17 protein-coding genes are annotated in these 12,674 nt (G+C 57.9%); 6 read left to right on the top strand and 11 right to left on the bottom strand.

The annotated features are described in order from the left end of the window. The 8 genes from ABY948_RS06905 to purM form a co-directional block, all read right to left on the bottom strand. On the bottom strand, positions 1–556 hold a 556-nt coding region (locus tag ABY948_RS06905; RefSeq protein WP_461481787.1), incomplete at its 3' end, for a DUF2971 domain-containing protein. Continuing rightward, complete coding sequence (locus ABY948_RS06900; protein WP_461481786.1) at positions 540–1,487, bottom strand: caspase family protein; 948 nt, start codon at positions 1,485–1,487, stop codon at positions 540–542. The genes ABY948_RS06905 and ABY948_RS06900, both read right to left, overlap by 17 nt. 8 nt (positions 1,488–1,495) lie before the next feature. Then, positions 1,496–1,906 carry a TIR domain-containing protein gene (locus tag ABY948_RS06895; RefSeq protein WP_461481785.1) on the bottom strand — a complete coding sequence of 137 codons (411 nt, stop codon included), beginning with the start codon at positions 1,904–1,906 and terminating at the stop codon, positions 1,496–1,498. Between the two features lie 377 nt (positions 1,907–2,283). Then, positions 2,284–3,147, bottom strand: coding sequence for a DUF3014 domain-containing protein (locus ABY948_RS06890; RefSeq protein WP_461481784.1), 864 nt, complete (start codon positions 3,145–3,147; stop codon positions 2,284–2,286). 3 nt (positions 3,148–3,150) lie between these two features. Further along, complete coding sequence (locus ABY948_RS06885; protein WP_461481783.1) at positions 3,151–3,399, bottom strand: CDGSH iron-sulfur domain-containing protein; 249 nt, start codon at positions 3,397–3,399, stop codon at positions 3,151–3,153. 11 nt (positions 3,400–3,410) lie between these two features. After that, complete coding sequence (locus ABY948_RS06880) at positions 3,411–4,169, bottom strand: DUF3108 domain-containing protein (RefSeq protein ID WP_461481782.1); 759 nt, start codon at positions 4,167–4,169, stop codon at positions 3,411–3,413. A gap of 54 nt (positions 4,170–4,223) precedes the next feature. Further along, a complete protein-coding gene (gene purN, locus ABY948_RS06875; protein ID WP_461481781.1) occupies positions 4,224–4,895 on the bottom strand; it encodes a phosphoribosylglycinamide formyltransferase in 672 nt (223 codons plus the stop codon). 3 nt (positions 4,896–4,898) lie between these two features. Further along, positions 4,899–5,957 (bottom strand): phosphoribosylformylglycinamidine cyclo-ligase, encoded by a 1,059-nt coding sequence (gene purM, locus ABY948_RS06870; protein ID WP_461481780.1) that lies wholly within the window; start codon positions 5,955–5,957, stop codon positions 4,899–4,901. 193 nt (positions 5,958–6,150) lie between these two features. On the opposite strand from purM, the gene ABY948_RS06865 reads away from it, so the two are divergent. Further along, complete coding sequence (locus tag ABY948_RS06865) at positions 6,151–7,149, top strand: DUF2066 domain-containing protein (protein WP_461481779.1); 999 nt, start codon at positions 6,151–6,153, stop codon at positions 7,147–7,149. Further along, positions 7,149–7,865, top strand: coding sequence for a DnaA regulatory inactivator Hda (hda, locus tag ABY948_RS06860; RefSeq protein WP_461481778.1), 717 nt, complete (start codon positions 7,149–7,151; stop codon positions 7,863–7,865). The genes ABY948_RS06865 and hda overlap by 1 nt, the downstream gene beginning before the upstream one ends. 12 nt (positions 7,866–7,877) lie before the next feature. Here the strand turns inward: hda and ABY948_RS06855 are convergent, their stop codons facing one another. From ABY948_RS06855 to ABY948_RS06845, 3 genes are all read right to left on the bottom strand, one after another. Beyond that, a complete protein-coding gene (locus ABY948_RS06855) occupies positions 7,878–9,296 on the bottom strand; it encodes an aldehyde dehydrogenase family protein (RefSeq protein ID WP_461481777.1) in 1,419 nt (472 codons plus the stop codon). Between the two features lie 92 nt (positions 9,297–9,388). Continuing rightward, the gene (locus ABY948_RS06850; RefSeq protein WP_461481788.1) at positions 9,389–9,847 is read right to left on the bottom strand and encodes a TlpA family protein disulfide reductase; all 459 of its coding nucleotides are present in this window, start codon (positions 9,845–9,847) and stop codon (positions 9,389–9,391) included. Further along, a complete protein-coding gene (locus ABY948_RS06845; RefSeq protein ID WP_461481776.1) occupies positions 9,840–11,087 on the bottom strand; it encodes a YihY family inner membrane protein in 1,248 nt (415 codons plus the stop codon). The genes ABY948_RS06850 and ABY948_RS06845 overlap by 8 nt, the downstream gene beginning before the upstream one ends. An 85-nt stretch (positions 11,088–11,172) precedes the next feature. Here ABY948_RS06845 and arsC point away from each other — a divergent pair, with 85 nt between their 5' ends. From arsC to ABY948_RS06825, 4 genes are all read left to right on the top strand, one after another. Next, positions 11,173–11,517 carry an arsenate reductase (glutaredoxin) gene (gene arsC, locus ABY948_RS06840; protein WP_461481775.1) on the top strand — a complete coding sequence of 115 codons (345 nt, stop codon included), beginning with the start codon at positions 11,173–11,175 and terminating at the stop codon, positions 11,515–11,517. After that, positions 11,517–12,113, top strand: coding sequence for an NAD(P)H:quinone oxidoreductase (wrbA, locus tag ABY948_RS06835; RefSeq protein ID WP_461481774.1), 597 nt, complete (start codon positions 11,517–11,519; stop codon positions 12,111–12,113). The genes arsC and wrbA overlap by 1 nt, the downstream gene beginning before the upstream one ends. Next, on the top strand, positions 12,110–12,484 hold the full coding sequence (locus tag ABY948_RS06830) for a DUF2069 domain-containing protein (RefSeq protein ID WP_461481773.1): 375 nt from the start codon (positions 12,110–12,112) through the stop codon (positions 12,482–12,484). The genes wrbA and ABY948_RS06830 overlap by 4 nt, the downstream gene beginning before the upstream one ends. Beyond that, positions 12,481–12,674: hypothetical protein (locus ABY948_RS06825; RefSeq protein WP_461481772.1), on the top strand; the 194-nt coding region annotated here is incomplete at its 3' end. The genes ABY948_RS06830 and ABY948_RS06825, both read left to right, overlap by 4 nt.

Genomic DNA, 12,674 nt, shown 5'->3' with positions numbered 1-12,674 from the left:
TTAGGCGAGGTCGGTTGTATGCTACTTGCACCAACTTGGGGTAGTAGTAGCGCGACTCTTCCTTTGCTTTGTTTCTTCTAAAGCCGAGACATACTCCTTTGTGGTTGTTCGCGTAGTGACTCCACATAAGAGGACTATCATAGGACGATGACATGGATAATACTCCGGTATCATCTAGCCTCCTTTCTATGTTTCTTTCTATTTCGGATTGTGCATCATCGACCGAAATCGTACTTGGGTTTATTCCTTTATTGTTCGTGAAATATTCCAACAATTTCGCTAGCGATTGCTTATTCACATCGTTTTCGAAATGCGGATGTGAATCAATTGGATCATTAAAGTCAGACCTAGAAGCATAATAGAGTCGGCCTGTAGAAATTGCCTTTAAAGCATATTCATCGATTCCTTTGTATTTGTATAGTAGCTCTGGATTATGTGCCATTCGATCACCTAAATTCATAACGTTCGCATTTGGGGCTAGTTCACTGGTTTGGAGCACAGCGGAAAACCAGTCCGACAACATGTGTTTGTTATGCGCTTTATAGCCGCTTCTCATTTACTAAACGCCAGTATTGATAACCTAGGGCGCTCAATCGACAAGAAGTGGAGTTAATTGCAGCAAAATACATAAACTCTGCATTGACTGGCACAACCAACCCTACGCTTTGATACTTTTGTAAATCCTTAAATATTTTTACATTCTCGGGATCTGCACTTGCCTCAGTATCTTCATACGATGGATCTAATTTATGTTCACTATCAGCCGTAGGGAAATATTGTGTAATTTTACGTAATGTTTCAAATGGCACTTTAGGGGGTATGACTCGCAATGGGGAGAAGCTAGTAACATTTGTCTTGAAAATTGGTCGCTGATCCCATGCGCCAAGAGCTTCATCAACGTACGCATATAGTGAGCCTGGTGTTATATTTCCTCGAATATCTGCCGCGCCCCCTTTCAATGCATCGATTAGAAGAGATGTAAATACACCCGCGCCATTTACTTCTAATGCGTATTCACTATCTCTACTGGCAGTTAATACCGACATACCTTCAGCCAACTGAGCCGTACCATTACCCGACAAGCTGGGCGAGCCCATTGCACCAGAGTGGCAACAATCGAAGATAATGACTTTGTTTCTTGCTTTTGATTGGTTTGCCAACGCCAATATGTCATCCATCGAAACGCCTTCGTCATATTTTTTGGCATCGGTAGTAACTAAGTAGCCCCCAGTGCTTTTTATATAGCCATGCCCCGAAAAATAGAGCAAAGCCATGTCACAATCTCCAGTAAATAGTTGCTCAATGGCTTCACGCAGCACTGGCCTCGTGATGTCAGTGCTAGGGCAAGTAATCTTGCGAACCCCAAAGTTTGGTGACCCGTCGCCATTCGACTCTAATACCGTTGCTAAAGTGTTGGCGTCATTTACACAGCCACCTAGTGGAGATGATGGGTAGTCGTTTATTCCAATGATCAGAGCCTTTTTCATGAAAACCTCTATTTGTTTTTACCTTCACCCATCATTTGATCGACTGCTGCTGCTATTTTATCCCAGTCCCATGCAATGGTTCGATTACGCTGCAAACCACTCGGGAGGTTACTTGTCGTATTTGCCCCATCGACATATACACCAAAAACTGGAACATTTTGATCCTTGGCCATAGTAATCTCTTTTGAAACACCTGTAGCGCTTGCCATTGTTTTACCGTTGAGCACGATAAGCATATTACATTTACCCATTTTGCTTTTTATTAGGGCTTCCCATTGAGATTGAGGCAATGATGACTTTGAAGACCAGTCTTCAATTGAGAATGGTGTTTTTGAATTTTTCGATTGACCTACAAATAAATTTTTCTGTGTAACATTATGGTCAAAATCGAAACTAATGAATGCTCTTGGGTCTGCCATTTTATATCTTCCTTGGGTTGATGTGATTGGATCTTGAATTTGAGTGTGGTGCTTAACAGTCTGTTAAAGAGACCTTCGGCCTCATAATCATTATTATCGGGGCGCCCTTATAACAAGTTATCGGGGCAATGAGTTGTGAGGTCAGCCTATGGATTTTGTTATGAAATACTTGGCAGGCCAAATTTGAATGGAGAATTATCAGGGCACTTTTCTGCTTGATCCGCAATAAAAGCTGACGAGCTCTATCCGCACGCAGTTTGAAAAGGGGGTTTTGGGATGTTCTTGCCGCCATTCCTTTGGCCCTTGATAGTTGGGTTGTTTTGGCGTTATCGCAAAAACAACCCTAACTTCCTATAAAAAAGCAGTGGGGTCAAATATTACTGCTTGAGCAGCGCTTCCCGGATGGCTTTCGCTTTCGCCTGTACCCGCCTGGTGTTGTCTGGCCCCATGCGGATCAGTTGTTTCTGCAGCGGCGGCAGTGCTTCCAGTGCGGGGTCGGCGAATTTGTAGTTGACCGACTCCTGGGTCAAGTAGATGGGCATCAGCGGGAACGGGGTGGCCAGGATCTGGTCAAGTGCGCCGATGAAGGCCTTGTCCACTGTGTCGGCCGGGTAGCCGAGTTCGCCGTAGGCCTGTTCCAGCAGTGGCCGCAGCAGGTGGAACAGCTCGACCAGGCTGTCGGTGTCGAGGGACTCCAGCGTTTCCAGCAGATAGCTGTAACGGCCATAGTTGGCTGGGTCGATGGCGATTTTGCCACCATCCTTATTGACCAGGAATTTGCCTTCCGGGGCGGGGGCGTTGAGCATCTTGCGCAGCACGATGCCGCGGGACAGGCCGTCGACCAGGGTGATGCCGCGGCGAATGATGAAGTCGCCGGGCAGCCACAGTTCCAGTTTGCCATCCGGGGACAGCAGGGCCAGTTTTTCGCGGGTCAGCTGGTCGCTGTCATCCAGGCTGGGGAGTGTTTCTTTCTGCTGGACGGGCGCCGGAGGTTTGACCGGAATCGCCTCTTCCACTTCCGGCGGCGCAGCGGGCGTCGCCGGTGGCGTGGGCAGTGGCTCGGGCTGGAATTCAACCTGGCTGGCTGGTTGGTCAGTTGCCTCTTTGGGAGTGAGCAGGTAGTAGGCCCCACCACCGACCAGGATGGCGGCTGCGACCAGGGCAATCCAGAGGGTAACCGAACTGCGGCTAGGGGCCATTTCGGGCCGCTCTTCCGGTCGGTCTTCTGGTTTGATTTCCATAGGTTACTCCTGTTCCAGTTGGCTGTGGGAGCCGTCGCAGAGTGGGGCTGTGGCGGTGCGTTTGCAGGTGCAGAATGCTACTTTCCCGGTCTTGTTGGCCTGCCAGGCCAGGGGGGTGAATTCGGTGCCCGCGTGGGAGCCATCACAGAAGGGCTGGCTGGCGCTTCTGCCGCAGGCGCACCACCAGTAGGTTTTGCCTTCGGTGACTGCCGCGATGATGGGTGCGGTGCCGCCAATGTTAGGGGTCGCCACGGGTTTGTCTCCTAGGAGTGTTTGCCGCCATTCGCAATCGGCTGGTTGTTGACCGTGCCGGATTTGATCACCAGTTTGTGGTCATCGCCGTCTTCTTCCTGTTGCCATAACTGCACCAGCAGGTAGTTCAGCGCCGGGGCGAACCACATGATGGTTTGCCGGTCATTGTCTTCGCGCACTCGGCGCACCTTGACAGTTTGAAACTGGCCGAGCGGGGTGTCGAGGGTTTCTTCACCGAGTATTTCAAAATGGTAGTCTTTCAGCTTGCCCCGGGCGATCACCTGATAGTGCAGCGGTGTCACCCCGTTGATGAGGTCCCGTTGCAGCTGCACCTGAAAGGAGAGCTGGTTGAGGTAATCCCCTTCCAGTTTGACCTGGCGGCTTTTCTTTTTGCTTTCAAAATGGGCGACGCCGGCGCTGCGGTCGTAGGACAGTTCCTCGGCTTTTTTCATGCCGATGATATTGCGCTCGTACTCATAGCCCTGGTCGACGATGATGCCCTGGCCGTCAACCTTGAAGGTGCCTTCCTCAATGATGCTGCCCAGCATGCCTTTGGCGCTGGTGACCAGCTGGTAACTGTCACCAATTTTGCGCAATTCCCGCTCGGCATTGATATCCATGCCATTAAAGGTGGCGGCGTAGGCCAGTCGGTAGGGCTCCAGTGCCGCATCCTTGCCGGCTGCCAGGGCCGGGACTGAGCACAGGGCGACGAGGGCTAACAGGCCGCCCCGAAGAGCGGAAAACAGGGCATTACAGGCTGGGTTGTGCATGTGTTTCGAGGTCTCGGGATGAGTTTCACCGTGGGGTTAGATAGCAGTTAGCCGCTATCGTTCACGGGCCACGGTACTAAAAGGGTGCCCGGTTGGCGGCAGGGGCCGACCAAACATACAGGCGCGATTGTTGATGAGTGCCAGCCGGCCCTGACAGAACCAGCGCACCGCCAGGGGATAGATCAGGTGTTCCTGTTCAAACACCCGCTCGGCCAGGGTGGCGGCATCGTCATCCGCCAGGATGGGGACTTCTGCCCGGATAATGGCCGGGCCGCCATCCAGCTCGTGGGTGACGAAGTGCACGGTGGCACCGGCGATGCTGTCGCCGGCATCGAGGGCGCGCTGGTGGGTGTGCAGCCCCGGGTAGTTGGGCAGCAGGGAGGGGTGGATATTCATCATCCGCCCCTCGAATTGCTCCACAAAAGCCGGGGTAAGAATGCGCATGAAACCGGCCAGCAGTACCAGGTTCGGGCGATGGCTCTCCACAACTTCGGCCAGCGCGGCATCAAAACTTTCCCGGTCGGCAAAATCGCGATGATTGATTACCTGGGTGGGAATGCCGGCCTTTTCGGCGCGCTCCAGGCCCAGCACGCCGGGGTTGTTGCTGATCACGGCGACAATCTCGCCCTCGATGACGCGCATCTGGACGGCGTCGATAAAGGATTGCAGGTTGCTGCCCTTGCCGGAGATCAGCACCACAATGCGGGGAAGGTGTGTTTTTTGCATTTCTTATAAGCCTTTCAGTTCTACGCGTTCGTCGCCGGGTTCTGCGTGGGCGACATGGCCGATGATAAAAGCGTCTTCGCCCGCGATATGCAGGGTGTCCAGTGCCGTTTGTGCGGTGTTTTCCGGCACGCAGACAATCATGCCGACACCGCAGTTAAAGGTGCGGTGCATTTCCACCGGGTCCACGTTGCCCTTTTGCTGCAGCCACTGGAATACGGCGGGCGTCTGCCAGCTGTCAATGTCGATCACCGCCTTGGCGGTTTCCGGCAGTACCCGCGGGATATTTTCCAGCAGGCCGCCCCCGGTGATATGGGAGATGGCGTGTACCGGCACGTGGGCGTGTTCCACCAGGCCGAGAATGGACTTGACGTAGATGCGGGTGGGGGTGAGCAGCAGCTCGCCGAGGGGTTTGCCGTCGACGATTTCCGTGCGCGGGTCGGCACCGGAGACTTCGATGATTTTGCGAATCAGCGAGTAGCCATTGGAGTGCGGGCCGCTGGAGGCGATGCCGATCAGGGTGTCGCCCACATGGACGCCGCTGCCATCGATGATGCCGTCTCGTTCCACGATCCCGACGCAGAAGCCGGCCAGATCGTAGTCCTCGCCTTCGTACATGCCGGGCATTTCCGCGGTTTCACCGCCCACCAGTGAACAGCCCGCCTGGGCGCAGCCTTCGCCGATGCCGGCGACCACTGCCGCGGCGGTATCCACGTTGAGCTTGCCGGTGGCGTAGTAATCCAGAAAAAACAGCGGCTCGGCGCCGCACACCACCAGGTCGTTGACACACATGGCCACCAGGTCGATCCCGATGGTATCGTGGATGCCCAGCTCCATCGCCAGCTTCAGCTTGGTGCCCACGCCGTCGGTACCGGAGACCAGTACCGGTTCCTTGTAACCGCTGGGCAGCGCGAACAGGGCGCCAAAGCCCCCCAAACCCGCCAGCACTTCCGGCCGCCGGGTGCGTTTTGCCACCTGCTTGATGCGCTCCACCAGTGCATTTCCCGCGTCGATATCGACACCGGCGTCTTTGTAGCTGAGAGAGGGTTGTTCGGGATTACTCATAGAGGAGCCTTGCTTCTGAGACGGATTTAACAAAGGCTGGCTATTTTATATGAAAAGGGGAAATCTGGCAGTTGGAGAATGGGTCTATTTGTCGGCGGCTGCTACAATCGCCCCCATGAAGAGATCCCTGTCATTGAAAATATTCCCCCTGTTGTGGGCAGTTTGCTTCAGTCTTGCCGCCCATGCAGCCTCCGTGACCCATCTTTACCAGGCACAGGTGCCGGTTGCCGACCAGGGTGCCGCCGAGCGCGCCAGGGCCCTGCGTGCCGGATTGGGCGCGGTGTTGGTCAAGGTGACAGGTAACAGCCTGGTGCTGTCCAACCCGGAGATCATATCGGTTCTGGCGGGGGCAGACGGCTATGTCAGCGAGTACGGCTACGTAAGTTATACCAGGCCGGGCGCGGATCAGGGCAGCGGTCTCGCCATGAACATCCAGTTTTCTGAAACCGCGGTGGACCGCCTGGTGCGAGGCCAACATTTGCAGATCTGGCCGGCCGACCGCCCCGAGCTGCTGACCTGGATGGTGGTCGATACCGATGCTGGCAGGCAGTTTGTGTCCCCGGAGGATCAACCGGCCTTGCTGGCGCTGCTCGACCGCGCCATGCAGGGGCGGGGGGCGCCATTGCTGATGCCGCTGCTGGATCTGGAGGATCGCAGGGTATTGAGCGAGGAAGACGCCTGGAATTTTGATCTGGAAAAGCTGAGCGAGGCCTCGGCGCGCTATAACAGCAGCGCCTGGATGGCGGTGCGCCTCTATCGAAGTTCCACTGGCCAGTGGCGCGGCGCGCGGCTGCTGAAAGTGGACAACAGCGATAACCTGCGCAGTTTGGTGGCCGACAGCCCGGAGCGGTTGATCGATCAGTTGGTGGGTGAGACGGTGGACAGTATCGCCAGTCACTACGCCTTCGTACCCCAATTCAATGCCCAGGAACTGACGCTCAATATCAATCATGTGGAGAATTACCAGGCTTTCAGCGCGGTCACCGGCTATCTGGAATCCCTGGAGCTGGTGCGCACTGTCATTGTCGAGTATGTCGACGGCGATCGACTGGGGTTGAGGGTGGCGGTGGAGGGCGATGTCGGCCTGCTGCTGGACACCCTGCGCCGGGACAGCCGCATGAGCGAAGAGCCCGCCGCTGACACAGCGGATGCCACCGCCAACACCTACCTGTTCCGTTGGGGGCGGCCCTGATGCCGGGAAGCGCACCCCGACAGCTCAGCCTGCAAATCAAACTTAACGACGATGCCACCTTTGCGAACTTCCTGGTTCCCCAAGGCGACAGCCGGCAGCATCTGCTGGTGTTGTTGCGGGCCAACTGCACAGATGGGAATGAGCCGGTCATTTACCTGTGGGGCAACCGCGGCAGCGGAGTGTCTCACCTGCTGCAGGCCAGTTGTCACCAGGCCAGTGCCCAGGGGTTGCCGGTACAGTACCTGCCCTTGAGCGAGTTGCTGGACTATCCGCCACAGGACGTGCTGGCGGAGCTGGAGCGGCTGCCGCTGGTGGCCATCGATGATGTGCAGGTCGCGGCGGGTCGACCCCACTGGGAGGAGGAACTGTTCAGTCTGTACAACCGCATGCGCGATACCGGCAGCCGCCTGTTGGTGGGCGGCAGCGCCGCTCCCCGGGAATTACCGCTGTCCCTGGCGGACCTGAAATCCCGCCTCGGCTGGGGGCCGGTGTTTCAGCTGGAAACCCCGGACGATGAACTGCGGGAGCAGATCGTGCGGTTTCGCGCCTCCCGCCGGGGCATGAACCTGGACGATGATGTGGCCCGCTATCTGGTCAATCGCGCCGCCCGGGATCTGCATGGCCTGATGGACTGCCTCGAACAGCTGGAAAAAGCCTCCCTGGAGGCCAAGCGTCGCCTCAGTATTCCCTTCGTCAAGCAGGTGTTCGGCTGGTAGCGAGTTGCCCGTTCAGCCGCTGATCGCCTTGATCTCCAGATAGTCTTCGAATCCCAGCTCTCCCCACTCCCGTCCGTTGCCGGACTGTTTGTAGCCGCCGAAGGGCGCGTTGTAGCTGTGGGGTGCGCCGTTGATTCTCACCATGCCGGCGCGCAACTGCCGGGCGATGCGGCGGCCGCGCACCACGTCGCCGGTCTGGATATAGGCCGCCAGTCCATAGGGGGTGTCGTTGGCAATGGCAACGGCCTCGGCCTCATCCCGGTAGGGGATCAGCACCAGTACCGGGCCGAATACTTCTTCCCGGGCGATGGTCATTTGATTGTGCACATCGGCAAACACCGTGGGGCGGGCAAAGTGGCCGGTTTCAAACCCCACCGGTTTGCCCGGCCCGCCGGCCACCAGCCTGGCGCCTTCGTCGAGGGCGGTCTGGATCAGTCCCTGTACCTTGTCGAATTGCTCGCGGCTGGCCAGTGGGCCGATATGTGGCCCCTCCCGATCGGGCTGGCCCACCGCGATGTCATCAGCGGTCGTAGCCGCCAGCGCCACAACCCGGTCGTAGTGTTGCTCCGGCACCAGCATCCGGGTGGGCGCATTGCAGGACTGGCCGGTGTTTTCCATGCACAGCCACACGCCCTGGGGCACAGCCTTGTCGAAGTCGGCATCGTCCAGCAGCAGGTTGGGGGATTTGCCGCCCAGTTCCTGGGCTACCCGCTTGACGGTGTCGGCGGCAGCCTTTGCTACGGCCACCCCCGCCCGGGTGGAGCCGGTAAAGGACAGCATGTCGATGTCGGGATGTTCCGCCAGGCCCTGGCCGATCACCGGGCCGCTGCCATTGACCAGATTGAAGACGCCGGCCGGGAATCCCGCCTGGTGAACCATGTCGGCGAACAGGTAGGCACTGAGCGGGGCTATTTCACTGGGTTTCAGCACCAGGGTACAGCCGGTGGCCAGGGCGGGGGCGACCTTGCAGGCGATCTGGTTGATGGGCCAGTTCCAGGGGGTGATCAGGCCGCAGACGCCGATGGCTTCCCTGACAATACAGCTGCGCCCCATAGTTTGCTCAAAGGGGTAATGGCGCAGCGCTGCAATGGCGCTTTTCAGGTGACCGCGACCGCAGTCCGCCTGGTCGCTGCGGGAAAAGCTGATGGGCGCGCCCATTTCCAGGGAGATGGCCTGGGCCATTTCCTCGTAGCGCGCCATATAGGCGGCCAACAGCGCTTCCAGCCAGGCCAGGCGCTGTTCCCGACTGGTTTGCGAATAGTCCGGAAAGGCCTGTCGGGCCGCGGCCACCGCGTGGTTGAGATCTTCCCGGGAACCCTGGGAAATGACCGCAATCACCTGTTCCGTCGCCGGGTTTTCCACCGGCAGGTCGTGACGGGCCGCGGGGTCGACCCACTGGCCGTTGATATAGAACTGGCGGCAGTTGCGCATGGCTGAAGCTCTCTATTGGCTGAAGCACTCGATCTACTGGCTGAGGCTCTCTATTAACTGGCTGAAGCTCTCTATCTACTGGCTGAGGCTCTCTACTGATTGCTGTCCAGTTGTTGCAACAGGGCGGACAGCTTTTCCCCGTTCTGGGGACCGAGCAACACCTGGCGGAAGTTGCCGGCGCGGTCTATCACCAGGGTTTCCGGCAACGCCCCACTGGCTTTGACCGCAAATTGCTGGCGGGGATCAGCGGCCAGTACCGGGAAGGCAATGCCGAGTGACTGGGCCTGTTGCTCGAGGAGTTCTCCGGTCACGCCGTCAAAGTTGACCGCCAGCAATTGTACCTGGTCGCCATGGCTTTGCTGGAAGGCATTCAGTTCGGGAATTTCCTCGCGACAGGGTTTGCACCAAGTGGCCCAGTAGTTGACCAGCACCACCTTGCCCTGCAGTTCATCGAATCGCATGATGCCGCCGCCCATCAGCGGGTAGCTGGGCTGGCTATCGCTGCAGCCCAAGAGTGACAGCAACAGCGCTGCGGCCAGCAGCTTAATCATTGTTCTCAACGGTTGACTCCTGTTCGAATAATTCCGCCAAGGTGGGAGAAAGGGTTTGCTGAAGCTGGTCGTCACTGCGGCGCAGGATGTCTGACAGTTGCCCGTACCAGGGATAACCCGAGAGGGCTTCATTGGCCTTGACACCCGGCAGCGCGGTTGCCCCGCGACCGCCCAGTTGGGCGAGATCGGCCAGCTTCAATTGGTGGGGATCCCGGGTCAGAATATAGCGGCCATTACTGGTGACCACCAGCAGGCGCTTGTCGATCAGCAGGTCGCGCAAGCGCCGCCAGTGCTGCTCTTCCAGACCGCTCTTGATGATATCGCGGTCGGAGATGGAACCGCCCAGTTGCTGGTTGCGCCAGCACTCCCACATCACCACCAGTACGGCGATCAGGTCCGGGTATTCGTAGCCGCGCCACACTGTCTGGAAGGTTTCCATGGAGCGCACCAGCTCGGCGCCCCCCAGCACGATAATCCACATCAGGTAAATCCAGATCAGGAAAATCGGCACGATGGCGAAGGCGCCGTACACGGTGGTGTAGCTGGAATGGGCGATCAGCGCGCCAAAGGCCAGTTTGGCCAGCTCAAACAGCAATGTGGTAATCAGCCCGCCGATGGTGGCGTAGCGCCCGGACACCTTGCAGTTGGGCACGGCGAGGAACAGCAGGGTAAAGGCCGCCCAGGTGAACAACAGCGGCAGGTATTCAAAAATCAGCGCGGTGATGCCCAGTACATCCACCTCGTCGACCAGTAACTGGAAGGACACCAGATAGGTGCGCATCATCAGTCCCACGCCGAGCAGCAGTGGCCCGAGACTGAGAATGCCCCAGTAGAGCAGGAAGCTGGAGAGCCCGCGCCGGGCACCGGCGGTGCCCCAGATGTTGTTGAAGGTGTGTTCGATGTTGGTGAGCATCAGGTAGGAGGTGATCACCAGAATGATGGCGCCCGCGGCGGAGAGGGTGCGGGCCTGGGCGGAGAATTCGCTAAGATAGTTCTGAATCTCGGCACCGCTCTGGGGTACAAAATTGCTGAAGATCAGCTGCTGTACCTGCTCCCCCAGCCCTTGGAATGCCGGGATCAGGGAGAACATCGAATACATCAGGGTCATCAGCGGCACCACCGCAAACAGGCTCATATAGGTGAGCGCCGCGGCGCTCTGGCGACAGCCGTCATCGGCGAAACGCCTGCCGAGGTGGCGGAAAAAAAGGCCGGTCATTTCCAGTCGTTCGTTCAGCGTCATGGACAGGCCCCTTACTCGTCTGGCCCAGCTGGTGCGTTTACAGCTAGAATGCATTTTTTCATCAAGGGTATTCTACACAAAGATCATGATCAGCATTTACCATAATCCCCGTTGCAGCAAATCCCGCCAGACCCTCGCCCTGCTGGAAGAGCGCGGCATCAATCCGGAAATTATCCTGTACCTGGAGACGCCGCCGAACGAACAGGCCCTGGCCGGCCTGCTCGGCAAACTGGGCATCGGCGCCCGCCAGCTGCTGCGCAAGGGTGAGGACGCCTACCAGCAGTACAACCTGGCGGATGAGAGCCTGACCGAGCAGCAACTGATTGACGCCATGGTGGCCAATCCCAAGCTGATCGAGCGCCCCATCGTGGTCAATGGCGACAAGGCCGCCATCGGCCGTCCCCCCGAGCAGGTGCTGGAAATTCTCTGATGCCCTATATCCTGATTCTCTATTACTCCCGCTATGGGCACACCCGCGCCATGGCAGAAAAAATTGCCCAGGGGGTCGAACAGGGCGGTGTCGAGGGGCGCTTGCGCACCGTGCCCCCGGTATCGGCGACCTGTGAGGCCACCGAGCCAGATGTGCCCGTCGAAGGCGCTCTTTATTGCAGCAAGGATGAGTTGCGGGACTGCGCCGGCCTGGTACTGGGCAGCCCGACGCGCTTTGGCAACATGGCCGCACCACTGAAGTATTTCCTCGACGGCACCGGCGATCTCTGGTTGAACGGCAGCCTGATCGACAAACCCGCGTCGGTGTTCACCTCCACCGGTTCACTGCACGGCGGCCAGGAAACCACGCTGGTCAGCATGATGCTGCCGCTGTTGCACCACGGCATGGTGATCGCCGGTTTGCCCTACAGCGAGCAGGCGTTGCACACCACCGCTTCCGGCGGTACGCCCTATGGCGTCTCCCACCAGGCCGGCGGCGACGGCAGCCGGTCGCTGACGGCGGAGGAAATCAGTCTGTGTATCGCCCAGGGCAAACGCATGGCGGCGCTGACCAAGAAACTGGCGGGCGGACAATGACAAAAATCATTCCCAAACTCGGTCAAAAACTCCAGGTGGCCCGGCGCCTGACTTGGGGCAGTTACCTGCTGTTGATGGTGGTGCTGCTAGTGAATGGTGTGCTGTCCGCAACGCCGCTCAGCCTGCTGGTGGTTACCCTGGTGCCGCTGCTGATTTTTCTGCCGGGTTTGCGCCGGGAGAGCTATAAAACCATTTCCATGCTGTGCTTTGTCACTCTGATGTATTTCATGGTGACGGTCACCAATCTGTTCGCCCCCAACGCCAATCTGCTGGATGCCGCCGAACTGGTGCTGCTGGTGGTGCTGTTTGGCGCCGCCATGATGTTCAGTCGCTGGAAACAATACTCGCTTTATCAGGAAGATAACCCATGAGTGACAAACCCGGTCTGATTCGACGCTTCTTCAGGTTTATCGGCAAACTGGCCCACGGGGTCAGGGTGTTGATCAACATGCTGTTCCTGCTGCTGGTGGTGGCGCTGCGCCAGGTGCAGCTTACAAGCATCGTGGTGGCGTCGATCGTCTTTGCGCTGGTGATTTGCCTCAGCCTGTTCTACTTCCTCGA

This window comes from Porticoccus sp. (assembly GCF_041592135.1).
Lineage (GTDB): Bacteria > Pseudomonadota > Gammaproteobacteria > Pseudomonadales > Porticoccaceae > Porticoccus.
This window is presented reverse-complemented; position numbering and strand designations above follow the sequence as displayed.